General features: G+C 71.8%; 12 protein-coding genes and 2 tRNA genes. 12 read left to right on the top strand and 2 right to left on the bottom strand.

From position 1 onward, the window contains the following. Window positions 1-25: 25 nt before the first annotated feature. From ACIBO1_RS24875 to ACIBO1_RS24840, 8 genes are all read left to right on the top strand, one after another. A complete protein-coding gene (locus ACIBO1_RS24875) occupies window positions 26-640 on the top strand; it encodes an EboA domain-containing protein (RefSeq protein WP_396750498.1) in 615 nt (204 codons plus the stop codon). Continuing rightward, window positions 640-1,488, top strand: a complete 849-nt coding sequence (locus ACIBO1_RS24870) for a TatD family hydrolase (RefSeq protein WP_396750496.1) — start codon at window positions 640-642, stop codon at window positions 1,486-1,488. Before ACIBO1_RS24875 ends, ACIBO1_RS24870 begins: the two co-directional genes overlap by 1 nt. Beyond that, window positions 1,488-2,726, top strand: a complete 1,239-nt coding sequence (gene eboE / locus ACIBO1_RS24865) for a metabolite traffic protein EboE (RefSeq protein ID WP_396750494.1) — start codon at window positions 1,488-1,490, stop codon at window positions 2,724-2,726. Before ACIBO1_RS24870 ends, eboE begins: the two co-directional genes overlap by 1 nt. A 19-nt stretch (window positions 2,727-2,745) precedes the next feature. Beyond that, a complete protein-coding gene (locus tag ACIBO1_RS24860; RefSeq protein ID WP_396750492.1) occupies window positions 2,746-4,134 on the top strand; it encodes an alkaline phosphatase family protein in 1,389 nt (462 codons plus the stop codon). Next, window positions 4,131-5,198 carry a polyprenyl synthetase family protein gene (locus ACIBO1_RS24855; RefSeq protein ID WP_396750490.1) on the top strand — a complete coding sequence of 356 codons (1,068 nt, stop codon included), beginning with the start codon at window positions 4,131-4,133 and terminating at the stop codon, window positions 5,196-5,198. The genes ACIBO1_RS24860 and ACIBO1_RS24855 overlap by 4 nt, the downstream gene beginning before the upstream one ends. A gap of 238 nt (window positions 5,199-5,436) precedes the next feature. Continuing rightward, window positions 5,437-8,304, top strand: a complete 2,868-nt coding sequence (locus tag ACIBO1_RS24850; protein WP_396750488.1) for a PQQ-dependent sugar dehydrogenase — start codon at window positions 5,437-5,439, stop codon at window positions 8,302-8,304. Window positions 8,305-8,384: 80 nt separating this feature from the next. Continuing rightward, a complete protein-coding gene (locus tag ACIBO1_RS24845) occupies window positions 8,385-10,100 on the top strand; it encodes a ThuA domain-containing protein (RefSeq protein WP_396750486.1) in 1,716 nt (571 codons plus the stop codon). Window positions 10,101-10,398: 298 nt separating this feature from the next. Next, the gene (locus ACIBO1_RS24840) at window positions 10,399-11,406 is read left to right on the top strand and encodes a sugar phosphate isomerase/epimerase family protein (RefSeq protein WP_396750484.1); all 1,008 of its coding nucleotides are present in this window, start codon (window positions 10,399-10,401) and stop codon (window positions 11,404-11,406) included. Window positions 11,407-11,482: 76 nt separating this feature from the next. Here ACIBO1_RS24840 and ACIBO1_RS24835 read toward each other — a convergent pair whose 3' ends face one another. Continuing rightward, window positions 11,483-12,661: an ROK family transcriptional regulator gene (locus ACIBO1_RS24835; RefSeq protein WP_396750482.1), complete on the bottom strand. Its 1,179-nt coding sequence runs from the start codon at window positions 12,659-12,661 to the stop codon at window positions 11,483-11,485. 440 nt (window positions 12,662-13,101) lie between these two features. Beyond that, window positions 13,102-13,473 (bottom strand): hypothetical protein, encoded by a 372-nt coding sequence (locus ACIBO1_RS24830; RefSeq protein WP_396750480.1) that lies wholly within the window; start codon window positions 13,471-13,473, stop codon window positions 13,102-13,104. A 273-nt stretch (window positions 13,474-13,746) separates the two neighbouring features. On the opposite strand from ACIBO1_RS24830, the gene ACIBO1_RS24825 reads away from it, so the two are divergent. The 4 genes from ACIBO1_RS24825 to ACIBO1_RS24810 all read left to right on the top strand — a co-directional run bounded on the left by ACIBO1_RS24825 (window position 13,747) and on the right by ACIBO1_RS24810 (window position 16,790). Beyond that, window positions 13,747-13,819: transfer RNA gene (locus ACIBO1_RS24825), tRNA-Asn, on the top strand. Window positions 13,820-14,012: 193 nt separating this feature from the next. After that, a complete protein-coding gene (locus ACIBO1_RS24820) occupies window positions 14,013-14,963 on the top strand; it encodes a hypothetical protein (protein WP_396750478.1) in 951 nt (316 codons plus the stop codon). Further along, window positions 14,960-16,654, top strand: a complete 1,695-nt coding sequence (locus ACIBO1_RS24815) for a M16 family metallopeptidase (protein WP_396750476.1) — start codon at window positions 14,960-14,962, stop codon at window positions 16,652-16,654. The genes ACIBO1_RS24820 and ACIBO1_RS24815 overlap by 4 nt, the downstream gene beginning before the upstream one ends. A 59-nt stretch (window positions 16,655-16,713) precedes the next feature. Then, a tRNA-Ile gene (locus ACIBO1_RS24810) sits at window positions 16,714-16,790 on the top strand. Window positions 16,791-16,796: the final 6 nt, after the last annotated feature.

Here is a 16,796-nt window from a genome sequence, read left to right as displayed (position 1 = left end):
GGTAGCGGAAGGGGTGCGGACGGCGATGACACCGGACGAACTGCGGGCGGCCCTGCGGGGCGTACCCGACCCGGAGTGGCTGGCGACGGCGCTGCGGCGCGTCGCGGCCGAGCCGGCCACGATCGCGCGGCTCTTTCCCGCCGCCGGACGGCACTGTGGTCGGGCCGAGCTGCCCGACCTGCCCGGCTGGACCGCCGACGAGGCGGCTCGTGCATTGCTGCTGACCGCCCTGCCGACCGCACATACCGGGCTCGCCGGGCAGGCCGAGACGTTGTACCGGACCGGCGACGCGGCCGAGAAGCGGGCGGTGCTCAAGGCGTTGCCGCTGCTGCCGATCGGCGCGGCCGGGGTGCCGCTGCTGCACGACGCGATCCGCACCAACGACACCCGGCTGGTCGCCGCCGCCCTCGGCCCGTACGCCCGTCACCTCGACCAGCCGGCCTGGCGGCAGGCGGTGCTCAAGTGTGTTTTCACCGGCGTACCACTGGCCGTGGTGGCCGACCTCGACGCCCGCGCCGACGGGGAGCTGACGCAGATGCTCGGCGGGCTGGCCGACGAGCGGCGGGCCGCCGGGCGGGAGATGCCCGCCGACGCCGTCGCGTTGCTGGACCGGCTGACCACCCACCACAGGGAGGTGTGATGCGGATCTTCGACCCGCACATCCACATGACGTCCCGCACCACCGACGACTACGAGCGGATGGCCGCCGTAGGGGTCCGGGCGGTGGTCGAGCCGGCGTTCTGGCTCGGCCAGCCACGGACCAGCGTCGGCTCGTTCACCGACTACTTCGACTCGCTGGTCGGTTGGGAGCCGTTCCGGGCCGGGCAGTTCGGCGTACGCCACCATGCCACGATCGCGCTGAACCCGAAGGAGGCCAACGACCCGCGCTGCCGGGCGGTGCTCGACGTGCTGCCGCGCTACCTGGAGAAGGACGGCGTGGTGGCGGTCGGCGAGATCGGGTACGACTCGATGACGCCGGAGGAGGACGAGGTCTTCGCCGCCCAGCTCGCGCTGGCGGTGGAGCACGGGCTGCCGGCGCTGGTGCACACCCCGCACCGGGACAAGGCCCGGGGCGTCGAGCGCACCCTCGCGGTGGTCGCCGAGTCGGGGATCGGCGCCGGGCGGGTGGTGGTCGACCACCTCAACGAGGTGACCGTACGCGCCGTGCGGGACAGCGACTGTTGGCTCGGGTTCTCCATCTATCCCGACACCAAGATGTCGCCGCCCCGGATGGTCGAGCTGCTCAGGGCGTACGGGACGGAGCGGGTGCTGGTCAACTCGGCCGCCGACTGGGGGCGCTCGGATCCGCTGCTGACCCGGGCCACCGGCGAGGCGATGCTGGCGGCCGGGTTCACCGACGACGACGTGGACCTGGTGCTGTGGCGCAACCCGGTCGAGTTCTACGGCCAGTCGGGGCGGCTCGACCTGACCGACGTCGACGCCGAGCCCACCTTCGCCGGCAACTCGATCCTGCGTGGCGGCGGCTGATGCGGCTACGCCATCCCGGCGGGCGCACCGTGCACCTCGGGTACTGCACCAACGTGCACGCCGCCGAGGACCTCGCCGGCATCGTCGCCCAGCTCGACCGCTACGCGGTGCCGGTCCGGGAGACGCTCGGCAGCGACCTGCTCGGCCTCGGCCTGTGGCTGGCCGCCCCGGTCGCCGCCGAACTGGCCGCCGATCCGGACACCCGTCGCCGGTTGCGCACCGAGCTGACCGTACGCGGGCTGGAGGTGGTCACCCTCAACGGTTTCCCGTACGCGGCCTTCCAGGCACCCGTGGTCAAGGGGGCGGTGTACCTGCCGGACTGGACCGACGTGCGGCGGCTCCGGTACACCCTGGACCTGGCCCGGGTGCTGGCCGACCTGCTGCCCGACGACGCCGTGCGGGGCTCCGTCTCGACCCTGCCGCTGGCCTGGCGTACCTCCTGGGACACCGCCCGTGCGGACGCGGCCCGGCAGCGGCTGGACCAGCTCGCCGCCGGGCTCGCCGCAGTGGAGCGGGAGACCGGCCGGACGGTGCGCGTCGGCTTCGAGCCGGAGCCCGGCTGTGTCGTGGAGAGCAGCGCGCAGGCGGCCACCGCGCTGTTCGGGATGGACACCGAGCGGCTCGGCATCTGCCTGGACCTCGCCCACCTCGCCTGTGCCTGGGAGGAGCCGGTCGCCGCCCTCGACCGGTTGGCCGCCGCCGGGCTGCCGGTGGTGAAGGTGCAGGTCTCCGCCGCGCTGGAGGCGGCCGACCCGGTCGGCGACGCCGATGCGCTACGCCGCTGGGTCGAACCGCGCTTCCTGCACCAGACCCGTGCCGCAAGCTGCGCCACCGCCACCGCCACCGACGGCCGGTCGAGCGGCCCGGCCTCGTCGTCGGCGGCGGGCGACCCCGCCGACCCGGCCTGGGCGGCCGACGACCTGGACGCGGCGCTCGACGCGGCACTGCCCGGCCCGTGGCGGGTGCACTACCACGTGCCGCTGCACGCCCCGCCCGAGCCGCCGCTGGGCTCGACGCTGCCGGTGCTGCGCGACGCGCTGGCCGTCCTGCTCGGGGGCGACGACGCGGGCTGCGACCACCTCGACGTCGAGACGTACACCTGGGGGGTGCTGCCGGTCCGGCGGCGCCCGCGCACCGATGCGGAGCTGGCCGCCGGGATCGCCGCCGAACTGGCCTTCACCCGCGACGAACTGGTCACCCTCGGGCTGACCCCGACCCAAGCGGTGGTGACGCCGTGACCGACCCTGGAGGACCGTCGTGAGCCGACCCCTGGTGGTGCTGGACGTGGTGGGACTGACCCCCCGGCTGCTGGCGCACATGCCCCGGCTCCGGGCGGTCGCCGACGCCGGTTTCCAGGCCGAGCTGGGTACGGTGCTGCCGGCGGTGACCTGCTCGGCACAGTCGACGTTCCTCACCGGGGCGCTTCCCACCGAGCACGGGATCGTCGGCAACGGGTGGTACTTCCGGGACCTCGGCGAGGTGCTGCTGTGGCGGCAGCACCACGCGCTGGTCGGCGGGGAGAAGCTGTGGCAGGCGGCCCGGCGGGCCGAGCCCGGCTACACCGTGGCGAACGTCTGCTGGTGGTACGCGATGGGCGCGGACGTGAACTGGACGGTCACGCCCCGGCCGGTCTACTACGCCGACGGCCGCAAGGAACCGGACTGCTACACCGACCCGCCCGAGCTGCACGACCGACTCACCGCGCGGCTGGGCACGTTCCCGCTGTTCACCTACTGGGGGCCGGGCGCCGGGCTGCCGTCGTCGCGGTGGATCTGCCGGGCCGCCCAGCAGATCGTCGAGGAAGAGGCACCGGATCTGACCCTGGTCTACGTCCCGCATCTCGACTACGACCTGCAACGCTTCGGCCCCTCCTCGCCCCGGGCCGCCGCGGCGGCGGCCGAGTTGGACGGCGTACTCGGGCCGCTGCTGGACGCCGCGCGGGACCGCGAGGCGACCGTGGTGGTGCTCTCGGAGTACGGCATCACCGACGTGTCCCGGCCGGTCGACGTCAACCGGCTGTTGCGGGCCGAGGGGCTGTTGCGGGTCTACACGCAGGCCGGGATGGAGTACCTGGACCCGTGGACGTCGCGGGCCTTCGCGGTCGCCGACCACCAGGTGGCCCACGTGTACGTGCGGGACCCGGCGGACGTGCCGACGGTGGCGAAGCTCTGCGCCGCGCTGCCGGGAGTGGCCGAGGTGCTCGACGCCGACGGCAAGGCGGCGTACGGGCTGGACCATCCGCGCGCCGGTGAACTGGTGCTGGTCGCCGAGCCGGACGCCTGGTTCACCTACTACTACTGGCACGACGACACCCGCGCGCCGGACTTCGCCCGACTGGTCGAGATCCACCGCAAACCCGGGTACGACCCGGCGGAGCTGTTCTTCGACCCGGCCGCCCCCGGTGCGGCGAAGCGACGGGCCGGGGTGGCCCTGGCGCGCAAGAAGCTCGGCATGCGGTACCTGATGAGCGTGGTCGGTCTGGACGCCGGTGCCGCCGCGGTGCGTGGTTCGCACGGCCGGCTGCCCGCCGACCCCGCCGACGGGCCGGTGTTGCTCTGCTCGGACGGCTCGGCGGCGCGGGACCGGATCGCTGCCACGGAGGTGAAGGGGCTGCTGCTGCACCTGGCCGGGCTCCCGGTGCGGTGACCGTCACGGTGCCGTCCGCCGACGCGGGCGCGTTACGAGCCAGGTTCGACGCCGAGCTGACCGCGTTCCTCGACCGGCAGGACCCGGACTGGCCGGACGGCGCGCCCCGGGGTGTCTTCACCACGCTGCACCGGTTCGTGCTGGCCGGCGGGAAGCGGCTGCGTCCGCTGTTCTGCTACTGGGGCTGGCGGGGCGCCGGTGGCCCGGACGGCACGCCGATCGTGACCGCCGCCGCGGCGTTGGAGCTGTTCCACGCGTTCGCGCTGATCCACGACGACATCCTGGACGGCAGCGACCGCCGCCGGGGTGAGCCCTCGGTGCACCGGATCTTCGCCGACCTGCACGCCCGCTCGTCGTGGCGGGGCGACCCCGAGGCGTACGGGCGCAACACCGCCCTGCTCTGCGGCGACCTCTGTGCGGCCTGGTCGGACCAGATGTTCCACGAGTGCGGGCTGACCGCCGAGGCGGTGCACCGGGGGTACGGCGTCTTCGCGTTGATGCGGACCGAGGTGATCGCGGGGGAGTACCTCGACCTGGTGTCCGGAGTCGGCGACGGCTCGGTGGCCAGCGCGCTCACGGTGATTCGGATGAAGGCGGCCCGCTACACGGTGACCCGGCCCTTGCAGATCGGCGCCACCCTGGCCGGCGCGCCACCCGAACTGGTCACCGCGCTGGTCGAGTTCGGCGACCCGTTGGGGGACGCCTTCCAGCTCCGCGACGACGTGCTCGGGGTGTTCGGCGATCCGGCGGTCACCGGCAAGTCCGTGCTGGACGACCTGCGCGAGGGCAAGCCGACGGTGATGATGGCCCTTGCCCGCGCCGCCGCCGACCGGTCGCAGAGCACCCGGTTGCGTGAGCTGTTCGGCAACCCGGACCTGGACGGTGACGGTGCCGCCGAGCTGCGGAAGATCATCGAGAGCACCGGCGCCCGGGACGAGATCGAGCGGATGATCCGGCGACGCGCCGAAGCGGCGCTGGCCGTGCTGGCGCACGTCCCGGTGACGCCGGAGAGCCGCGCGGCGCTGAGCGCGCTGGCAAGACAGGCGATCGACCGTCGGCACTGACCCGCCACCCCGGCAACTTTTGATCGAACTGACGAAAGTCAGTGCCGACTCGGCGGAAGATATAGACACATCGACCAATGTCGTTTAGTGTCATCGCCAGCACCGGATTGTTTCGTCGAGGTGAACCGGCGGCGCGGGAACCCACGACAGCACCACCGCACCCCTCCCGCTACGGCATCCGGCGCGACGGCGCGCGCCCCGCCCTGGCAGTCACTCGTCAGGAAGGGACAGGACTCGCATGTCCACCCACCACCACCGCCACCCCGCACGGTGGCTCACCGGCGCCTCGGCGCTGCTGCTGGCCGTCACCGCCGGCACAGTGGCCCTCGGTGCCGGGCCGGCCGCCCTCGGCGGCCCCACCCCCGCCCAGGCCCACCCCATCGTCGCCACCGACTTCCAGCAGGTCACCCTCGCCAAGGGCGTGGCCGAGGTCGGCGAGCCGATGACCCTCGCGGTGCTGCCCGACCGCTCGGTCCTGCACACCGCCCGCAACGGCACGCTGCGCCGCACCGACGCGGCCGGCACCACCACCGTGATCGGCACCGTCCCGGTCTACACCCACGACGAGGAAGGGTTGCAGGGCGTCGGCGTCGACCCCAACTTCGCCAGCAACCGGCACGTCTTCCTCTACTACGCCCCGCCGCTGTCCACCCCGTCCGGCGACGCCCCGGCGACCGCCAGCGACTTCTCCGCCTGGCGCGGCGTCAACCGGCTGTCCCGGTTCACCCTCAACGCCGACTTCACGCTCAACCAGTCCAGCAAGGTCGACGTGCTGGACGTCCCCGCCGACCGGGGCATCTGCTGCCACGTCGGCGGCGACATCGACTTCGACGCCGCCGGCAACCTGTACCTCTCCACCGGCGACGACACCAACCCGTTCGACTCCGCCGGATACTCCCCGATCGACGAACGGACCAACCGCAACCCGGCGTACGACGCGCAACGCAGCGCGGCCAACACCAACGACCTACGCGGCAAGATCCTGCGCATCAAGGTGAACGCCGACGGGACGTACGCCATCCCGGCCGGCAACATGTTCGCCCCCGGTACGGCCGGCACCCGCCCCGAGATCTACGCGATGGGCCTGCGCAACCCGTTCCGGATGAGCGTCGACAAGGCCACCGGCATCGTCTACGTCGGCGACTACGGGCCGGACGCCGGCTCCACCAGCAGCCGGGGCCCCAGCGGGCAGGTCGAGTTCAACCGGATCACCGCGCCCGGCTTCTACGGCTGGCCGTACTGCACCGGCACCAACACCACCAACGAGACGTACGCCGAGTGGAACTTCGCCAACGGCACCGCCGGCCCGAAGTACAACTGCACCGGCGGGGCGACCAACAACTCGTTCCGCAACACCGGCCTGACCACCCTGCCGGCCGCCAAACCCGCCTGGATCCGGTACGCCGGAGACGCCGGCAGCCCGCCGGAGTTCGGCAGCGGCTCCGAGTCACCCGCAGGCGGCCCGGTCTACCGCTACAACGCCGCGTCCACGTCGACCACCAAGTGGCCGCAGAGCTTCGACGGCCAGTTCTTCGCCGGCGAGTTCGGGCGTGGCTGGATCAAGCCGATCCACATCAACAGCGACGGCTCGGTGGGTGCCATCGACGCCTCCTTCCCGTGGAACGGCAAGCAGGTCATGGACATGGCCTTCGGGCCGGACGGCGCGCTCTACGTGCTGGACTACGGCACCGGGTACTTCAACGGCGACGCCAACTCGGCGCTCTACCGCTACGACTACGTGGGCGGCGGCAACCGTGCCCCGACGGCGGTGGCGTCGGCGAACCGGACCTCCGGGGTCGCCCCGTTGACCGTGAACTTCTCCTCGGCCGGGTCGTCGGACCCGGAGGGTGGGGCGTTGACCTACTCGTGGGCGTTCGGCGACGGCACCACGTCGACGGCCGCCAACCCGAGCAAGACGTACACCGCCAACGGCACGTACAACGCCACGCTGACCGTCCGCGACCCGCAGGGCGCCACCGGCAACGCCAGCGTGCAGATCCGGGTCGGCAACACCGCGCCCACGGTCACCATCAACGGCCCGGTCAACGGCTCACTCTTCTCCTTCGGCGACACTGTGCCGTTCAGCATCACCGTCACCGACCCGGAGGACGGCACGATCGACTGCACCAAGGTCCGGATGACCTACGTGCTGGGCCACGACAGCCACGGCCACCAGATCACCTCGCAGACCGGCTGCTCCGGCTCCATCACCATCCCGGTCGACGGTGAACACGACTACGCGGCGAACATCTTCGCGATCTTCGACGCCGAGTACACCGACACCGGCGGGCTCACCACCCACACCCAGCACATCCTCCAGCCGCGCAGCCGACAGGCCGAGCACTACAAGACCTCGTCGGGCATCGCGGTCTTCGACAAGGCCCCGGCCGAGGGCGGCAAGACGGTCGGCAACATCAACAACGGCGACTGGATCGCGTTCGAGCCGTACCGGATCAACAACGTGACGTCGTTCAGCGCCCGGGTCTCCTCGGCCGGCTCCGGCGGCACCCTCCAGGTACGCGCCGGCTCGGCCACCGGCACCGTGCTCGGCTCGGCCACCGTCCCGGTGACCGGCGGTTGGGAGACGTTCACGACCGTGAGCGGCGCGATCACCAACCCGCCGAGCGGCACCACCACGCTCTACCTCACGTTCGCCGGCACCGGCACCGGATCGCTGTACGACCTGGACTCGTTCACCTTCACCACGGGCAGCGGGAACACCGGCGGCACCGGCCCGATCACGGGTCTGGCCGGCAAGTGCCTGGACGTGCGGAACGCGGCGACCGCCGACGGTACGCAGATCCAGATCTACACCTGCAACGGCAGCGCGGCGCAGACCTGGTCGGTGACGCCGAACTCGACGATCCGCGCGCTGGGCAAGTGCCTGGACGTCGACGGGGGCGGGTCGGCGGACGGCACGAAGATCCAGCTCTGGACGTGCAACGGCTCGGCTGCCCAGAACTGGTCCGCGCAGTCGAACGGGACGCTGCGGAACCCGCAGTCCGGTAAGTGTCTGGACGTGTCGAACAACAGCTCGGCTGACGGCCAGGCGGTCCACCTCTGGACCTGTCACACCAACGCCAATCAGCGCTGGGTCCTGCCCTGACAGAAGGAGGGGTCCCCTGCTAACGCCTCGTGCATAGCAGGGGTCCCCTCCTCACACCCACGAACCGTAGGGAGAGCGACATGCGCAGACTCCTCAGAAGACCCGCCGCCGGCCTGGCCACCGCCGTCCTCGCCGTCCTCGCCTGCACCGCACCGGCCACCCCGGCCAGCGCCGCCGACGCCCCGTACGACGTGCTGGTCTTCTCCAAGACCGCCGGTTTCCGGCACGACTCCATCGCGGTCGGCACCCAGGCCATCCGCGACCTGGGCGCGGCGAACAGCTTCACCGTCACCGCCACCGAGGACGCCGCCGCGTTCACCACCGGCAACCTCGCCCAGTACGAGGCGGTCGTCTTCCTCAACACCACCGGCGACGTCCTCAACGCCACCCAGCAGACCGCCTTCGAGTCATACATCAACGCAGGCGGTGGATTCGTCGGCGTGCACGCCGCCGCCGACACCGAGTACGGCTGGTCCTTCTACGGCAACCTGGTCGGCGCGTACTTCCGCTCGCACCCGGCGATCCAGCAGGCCACCGTACGGGTCGAGAACCGCGCCCACGCGGCCACCGCCCACCTGCCGCAGAACTGGGTACGCACCGACGAGTGGTACGACTTCCAGACCAACGCCCGCTCCGGCGCGCGGGTGCTGGCCACTCTGGACGAGTCGACGTACTCGGGTGGGGTGATGGGTGCCGACCACCCGATCGCCTGGTGCAAGACGGTCAACTCGGGACGGTCCTTCTACACCGGCGGCGGCCACACCCAGGCCTCGTACGCCGAGCCGGCGTTCCGGGCGCACCTGCTCGGCGGCATCCGGTACGCGGCCGCCCGCACCAAGGCCGACTGCCGCCCGGAGACCGGCTACACCGCCCTCTACAACGGCTCGACCACCGGCTGGTCCCAGGCCGGGCCGGGCAGCTTCACCAACTCGGACGCCACGCTGACCTCGGTCGGCGGGATGGGCCTGTACTGGTACAGCGCGAAGCAGTTCACGAACTACTCGCTCAAGCTGGACTGGCGGCTCGCCGGGGACGACAACTCGGGCGTCTTCATCGGCTTCCCGCCGTCGAGCGACCCGAACTCGGCCATCAACAACGGTTACGAGGTGCAGATCGACCCCACCGACGCCGCCGACCGGACCACCGGCGCGATCTACGGATTCAAGTCCGCCGACCTCGCCGCCCGTGACGCCGCGCTGAACCCGGCGGGGGAGTGGAACACCTACGAGCTGCTGGTGGAGGGGGAGCGCCTCCAGGTCTTCCTGAACGGGTCGAAGATCAACGACTTCACCAACACGGACCCGGTCCGGTCGCTCGCCGGCCACATCGGCATCCAGAACCACGGTACGGGTGACGACGCGTTCTTCCGCAACATCCGGATCAAGGAGTTGGGCGGTACGAACCCGCCGCCCACCGGCACCGGACGGATCACCGGTCTGGCGGGCAAGTGCCTGGATGTGCGGAACGCGGCGACCGCCGACGGTACGCAGATCCAGATCTGGACCTGCAACGGCAGCACGGCACAGACCTGGACGGTCACCCCGAACTCCACCATCCGCGCGCTGGGCAAGTGCCTGGACGTCAACGGGGGCGCCTCGGCCGACGGCACGAAGATCCAGCTCTGGACGTGCAACGGCTCCGGCGCCCAGAACTGGTCCGCACAGTCCAACGGCACGCTGCGTAACCCGCAGTCCGGTAAGTGCCTGGACGTGTCGAACAACAGCTCGGCTGACGGCCAGGCGGTCCACCTCTGGACCTGCCACACCAACGCCAACCAGCGCTGGGTCCTGCCCTGACGGGTTAGGAGGGGTCCCCTGCTATGCACGAGGCGTTAGCAGGGGACCCTTCCTTACATCCGCCGCAAGCGCGCTACACCCTCCGCACGCGCGTTACGCCTTCCGCTACTGCGCAGGGCGCGCCTAGAGTGAAGGCGGCGACCGCGAGGTGGCCGGTGCACCGACGGGAGGCGCAACCCGTCGGTCCCAGGTGCCACCGCGCCCACCGGTCCACGCCCTCGCAGGCCGCCACGTCCGGCCGCCCTCGCCCCGGTCACGCAGGTACGGAATCCCCACCACACGCACAGGGGAGAAGGACATGGCGCGACCGATCACGCTGTTCACCGGCCAGTGGGCCGACCTTCCGTTCGACGAGGTGTGCCGGCTCGCCGCCGAATGGGGCTACGACGGGCTGGAGATCGCCTGCTGGGGCGACCACTTCGAGGTCGACAAGGCCCTGGCGGACGACTCGTACGTCGACCGCAAACGGGAGACGCTGGCCAAGCACAACCTCCAGGTCTTCACGATCTCCAATCACCTCGTCGGCCAGGCGGTCTGCGACCACCCGATCGACGAGCGGCACCGGGGCATCCTGCCGGCCAGGATCTGGGGCGACGGCGAACCCGAAGGCGTACGCCAGCGGGCCGCCGAGGAGATCAAGGACACCGCCCGCGCGGCGGCGAAGCTCGGCGTCAACACCGTCGTCGGCTTCACCGGCTCGTCGATCTGGCACACCCTGGCGATGTTCCCGCCGGTGCCGCCGTCGATGATCGAGCGCGGCTACCAGGACTTCGCCGACCGGTGGAACCCGATCCTGGACGTGTTCGACGAGGTCGGGGTCCGCTTCGCCCACGAGGTGCACCCGAGCGAGATCGCGTACGACTACTACACCACCAAGCGCACCCTGGAGGCGATCGGGCACCGGACGGCCTTCGGACTGAACTGGGACCCGTCGCACTTCGTCTGGCAGGAGCTCGACCCGGTCAACTTCATCTTCGACTTCGCCGACCGGATCTACCACGTCGACTGCAAGGACGCCAAGGTACGCACCGGCGACGGTCGGCGCGGTCGGCTGGCCTCGCACCTGCCCTGGGCGGACCTGCGGCGCGGCTGGGACTTCGTCTCCACCGGGCACGGCGACGTGCCGTGGGAGGACTGTTTCCGGGCCCTGAACGCGATCGGCTACGACGGGCCGATCTCGATCGAGTGGGAAGACGCCGGGATGGACCGGCTGGTCGGTGCGCCCGAGGCGCTCCAGTTCGTCCGGCGCCTCGCCTTCGACGCCCCGTCCGCCGCCTTCGACGCCGCGTTCAGCAGCAAGGACTGATCCCGCCGACTCAGCAGCAAGGACCGATCCCGCCGACCGGGGGCCGACTGTCCGGCCCCCGGTCGACACACCCCGGTCAGTCGACGGCGAAGACGTGTTCGCTGGCCAGCCGGGCCGCGCCCACCAGGCCGGCCCGGTCGGCCAGGTCGGACAGGACCACCGGCATGGTGCCGGTGGCCGTCGGCGCCGACCGGCGGTAGACCACGCCGCGTACCTCGGCGAGCAGGATGTGCCCGAGCCCCTCCGGCGCGCCACCGATCACCACGATGCCCGGGTTGAAGAAGCTGACCAGGCCGACGAGCACCTGGCCGAGGCGGCGCGCGGCGTCGCGTACCAGTGCCTGGGCCGTCGGGTCCCCGGCGAGCGCGGCGGCGGCGACGTCCGACACGGTCAACGTGCCGGCCTCGGTCAGCCGCGCGGCCAGCGGCGCGCAGCGGCCGGTCCGTGCCGCGGCCGTCGCGGCCCGGGTCAGTCCGGCGTCGCCGCAGTACGCCTCCAGGCAACCCACCTCCCCGCAGGCGCAGGTCGGCCCGTCCTCGGACAGCGGCAGGTGCGCGATGTCGCCGGCGCTGCTGGTCGAACCCCGGTAGAGCGTGCCGCCGAGTACCAGCCCGCAGCCGATCGCCGCGCCCAGCTTGAGATAGAGGAAGTCGTCGAAGGTGCGGCCGATGCCGGCGTGCTGCTCGCCCAGCGCCAGCACGTTCGCGTCGTTGTCGACGAGCGCCGGGCAGCCCAGCTCGGCCGCGAAGGCGTCCCGGACCGGGAAGCGTTGCCAGCCGGGCAGCGCGGTCGGCGCGATGGAGGCGCCGTTGTCGACCGGCCCGGGCAGCGCGACACCGACGCCGGTGGGTTCGCCACCCCCCGCCTCGGCGCGGAGCTTGCCGACGAGTTCGACGCACCGCCCGATCACCGGCTCGGGGCCCCGACGGACGTCGGCCGGCTCGCTGGTCTCGGCCAGCACGTTCAACTCGCCGTCGGTGACCGCCACGCTGATCCGGTCGGCCCCGACGAGCACGCCGACGAACCGTACTCCGGCGGCGAGCCGCAGCAGGGACGAGCGCCGTCCGCCCCGGGAGGCGGCCGGACCGGCGGTCTCGACGAGGCCACGGGCGACGAGGCGATCCAGCTCGGTGGTGAGAGTGGTACGCGACAGGCCGAGCAGATCACCCAGCTCGACCCGGGAACGAGGGCCCTCGTCGCGCAGCAGCCGGACCAGTCGCGCCTGCTGCGGGTTCTCCGGCCGGAGAAGGGCCATCCCCACCACCTCCGGTTCCGGAGTCTTCCACGACGGTGTTTCGGCACTGTGGCCGGAACCGCCCGCCCGGCCCGTCTGCGCTGTCCGGTCCTGGGCCCGCCCAACTCCCGTCCCGCTGCGCCCAGTCCCGCCCGCCCTGGTTCTCGACCTTGGACCGCCACCTCCTGCCGTAGCCCGTGTGCCCCGACCCGGCGCGACCGGTACCTGTCCCGGCACGACGAGCGCGCGGCGAGGGGCGGGAGGTGCTGTAGAGACGGGCGGATCGTGAGGTGGGTAGATTTGTTGTCGCTCCAGCGACAACAAATCTACCCACCACGTCGCTCGGCTTAGCCGAGTGCGGCCGGGCATTGCGCCCGAAGCCTGCGTCGACCGGCGAGCGGCGGGTACACAGCGACGGGCCCGGCCGCCGAGGTGGCGGCCGGGCCCGATCGCGTACGGCTCTAGAGCGTGCTGCCGTTGGTGCCGGTCGACTTGCTGCGCGGGGTGGCCGACGTCGAGCTGGTCGCGCTCGACGAGCTCTTGCTACCCGCCGTCGCCGGAGTGCCGGCGTAGGTGTCGTCCGCCGGGGTCAGCCCGTGCTTGCCGTTGCTGTGCAGCTTCTCGCCCAGCTTGGAGTGCTCGAGCTTGTCCTTGCCCTCCTGGTAGAGGCGGTTGGCCTGGGCCTGCGCGACCCCGGCCGCCTCCTGGACCGTCGGGTGGTCGAGGACCTTGCGGCCCTGGACCATCAGCTCCTCGTACTTCTCACGGCCGGCACGGGCGCCCAGGACGAACCCCGCAGCCAGCCCGCCAAGGAACATGATCTTTCCGCGCATGGCGGCTCCTTTCGTACCTGGCGCACTGTCTTCCGTGCCCGAAGTCCGGGCGGCGGTCGATCAAACTCGCGCCTACGTCATGTCGTCGGCAGTTATCTACCCATCCTCCTCTCCGCTCATACCTCCTTGGGCCGCGATGACGATTTATCCGCTTGCGTCCGGTTAGCGACCTGTCCGGCGGAAGGGTAACCCCCTAGCCCACGACCCCCCGGAATCCTGTACTCTTGTGCCGGTCGCGCGGCGCGGAGAGATCCGCATCGAGCGGTGGCACGGTCCCCCGTAGCTCAATTGGCAGAGCAGCCGGCTGTTAACCGGCAGGTTTTTGGTTCGAGTCCAAACGGGGGAGCTTTCCTTCTCGTCCCGACGCCCACCGGCACCCGGTGGGCGTTCGTCGTATCCGGGCCCGGACCACCTGAGCCAGCCCCGCCCGAGCCCGCCCCCCGCCCCGGGACCGGCTGACCCGGACCTGCCCACACGGCGGCGGCGGGCAGCGAAAACGGGGACACCGGAGCCGAAGATGATCACCTATGATCCTCGCTGTGCCCGCACCCCTCCCGCCGGTGACCTTCGACGTCGCGGCGGCATATCCGCAGGTCGCGACCGGTCGGGATGCTCTGGCTGCCGGTGACTGGCCGACCCTGCGCGCGCTCGTCGACGCCCAGGACGCACACGGCCGGACAGTCCTGGTCGGCGAGATCGGCGACGTCCCCGACGCGGAGAGGTTCCTGCGCGAGGTGTTCGCCGAGCATCCCGAGGACCCGGTGGCCGGGGCGATGCTCGGCGCACACCTGATCCGGGCCGGCTGGCGCATCCGCACCGCCCAACGGGCCCAGCATGTCAGCCGCAAGCAGTTCGCCGACTTCTTCGACCACCTGCGCCGGGCCGAGCAGATCCTGATCGAGGTCACCGCCCGCCACCCACAGGATGCGGCAGCCTGGACCCAGCGGGTCACCAGCGGCCGGGGACTACAGGTCGGGCAGGCCGAGGCCCGCCGTCGGTACGACCGGTTGGCCGCCCACCATCCACACCACCTGCCGGCCCAGGCGTCGCTGCTCCAGCAGTTCTGCCCCAAGTGGAGCGGCACCTGGGAGAAGACGCACGCGTTCGCCCACGAGTGCGCCGAGGCCGCGCCACCCGGCGCCGCCAACGCGGTACTCGTCGTCGAGGCGTACCTGGAACAGGCTCTGGACCATGACCGGGTCTCCGCCGCGAGCGAGTTCCTGCGCGACCCGGCGGTGGCCGCCGGGATCCGCGCGGCGGCGGAACGCTCCGTCTGGCACCCCGACTACCGCGACGGCTGGGGTTGGGTGTGGGTACGCAGCACCTTCGCCCTCGCGTTCTGCCTGATGCAGGAGTGGCACCCGGCGGCGCGCGAGTTCGCCGCCCTCGGCGGCTTCGGCGACGAGTCGATGTTCGGCTATTTCGGTGACGGGGCGACCGAGTTCCAGCGGCTGCGCGCGAAGGCGTACGCGAAGGCCGGCCTCCCGTGATCGCGCACCTGGACACCGACGGGGTCCCCACGCTGCTCGCACCCACCGGCGGGCCGATGCGGGCCGGGCTGACCTTCCGGGTCGGCACCGCCGACGAGACCCTGGCCCGCCACGGCATCACCCACCTGCTCGAACACCTCGCCCTCGCCCCGCTCGGCAGCGCCGACTACCACTTCAACGGCGCCACCGGACCGGTCTTCACCACCTTCCACATGCAGGGCTCCGAGCAGGACGTCGCCACCTTCCTCACCGCCGTCTGCGCCCACCTCACCGACCTGCCCACCGGGCGGCTGGAGGTGGAGAAGGACATCCTGCGGACCGAGTGGAGCAGCCGGGGCAGCGCCGCCATCGACGACATTCCGCTCTGGCGGCACGGTGCCCGCGACTTCGGGCTGAGCAGCTACCCCGAGTGGGGACTCGCCGCGCTCACCGCCGACGAGCTGCGCCAGTGGGCCGCGCGCTGGTTCACCCGGGAGAACGCGGTGCTCTGGATCGCCGGTGACCGGGTCCCCGACGGGCTGACCCTGAAGCTGCCCAGCGGCACCCGGCAGCCCGTACCGGCCGCCTCGTCGGCACTGCCCGCCACCCCGGCGTACTTCGTGCGCGGCAACCAGGCCGTGGTGCTCGACGCGGTGGTGCGGCGCGGGCCCGCCGCCGGTCTCTTCGCCGACGTGCTGGAACGTGAACTGTTCCGCGCGCTGCGCCAGGACGCCGGCCTCTCCTACACGATCGCGGGCGGCTACGAGCCGCGCGGCGACGGCCACGCCATCCTGCGCGCCCTCGCCGACGCGCTGGCGGAGAAACAGGACGCCGTCCTCGGTGGCTTCGTCGACGTGCTGGCCAAGCTGCGGGTCGGCCGGATCGAACAGACCGACCTCGACGCCGCCGTGGCCAAGCGCATCGACCTGCTGGCCACCGTCGAGGCCGATGCCGCCAGACTGACCGGGTACGCGTTCAACCTGCTCACGGGCGAGCCCAACCTCAGCCTCGACGAACACCGCGCCGCGCTGACCGCAGTCACCGTGGCCGACCTGCACCAGGTCGCCCAGGAGGTACACGCCTCGGCCCTGCTGATGGTGCCCGAGGGCACCCGTGCCGACTGGGCCGGTTTCGTCGCCGCCCCCACCGTCTCCGAGGCGATCCCCGCCGGCACCGCCCACCGCTCCCGCGACGACGACGGCCAACTCCGCGTCGGCCCCGACGGCATCAGCTACCTCGGTGACGGCGGCCCGCTGACCGTCCGGTACGCCGACTGCGCCGCCATGCTCGCCTGGCCCGACGGCGCCCGCCAACTCATCGGTCACGACGCGATCGTGCTGCACGTCGAGCCGACCCTGTACGACCTGCGCCCGCCCGGACTGGCTGTGCTGGACACCGCCGTGCCCGCCGACCGGCAGGTCGCCATGCCACCCCGCGACCCCCAACAGATCCCACAACCCCGCGCCGTACGCGACTACCGCGACCACCTGGCCCGCCCCCGGCGTGCCTGGTGGGAGACCCTGCTCATGGTGCTCAGTGCCCTGGCCACCGCCGGAATCGGCGGACTGACCCTGCTGCTCACCATCGGCATGTTCATGGAACCCAGCGAAGAGGGCGACGGTTGGCTGTGGGGTGCGGTCGTCGTGGGCTGGCTGCTCACTGTTATCCTCGCGTTGCCCATCGTGCTGTTGGCGCGGGGGCGACGCCGGTGAGAAGCGGCCACCGATGCTGGCCGGTGATCGACTGGGCGGGATAAGATCCGCGCGGTGCCGGGGCGGTAGCTCAGCCGGTTAGAGCAGGGGACTCATAATCCCTCGGTCACGGGTTCGAGTCCCGTCCGCCCCACCAGCTACG

The organism is Micromonospora sp. NPDC049903 (assembly GCF_044460945.1).
Lineage (GTDB): Bacteria > Actinomycetota > Actinomycetes > Mycobacteriales > Micromonosporaceae > Micromonospora.
The sequence above is the reverse complement of the archived record's forward strand: the minus strand, read 5'-3'. Positions and strand labels throughout refer to the sequence as shown.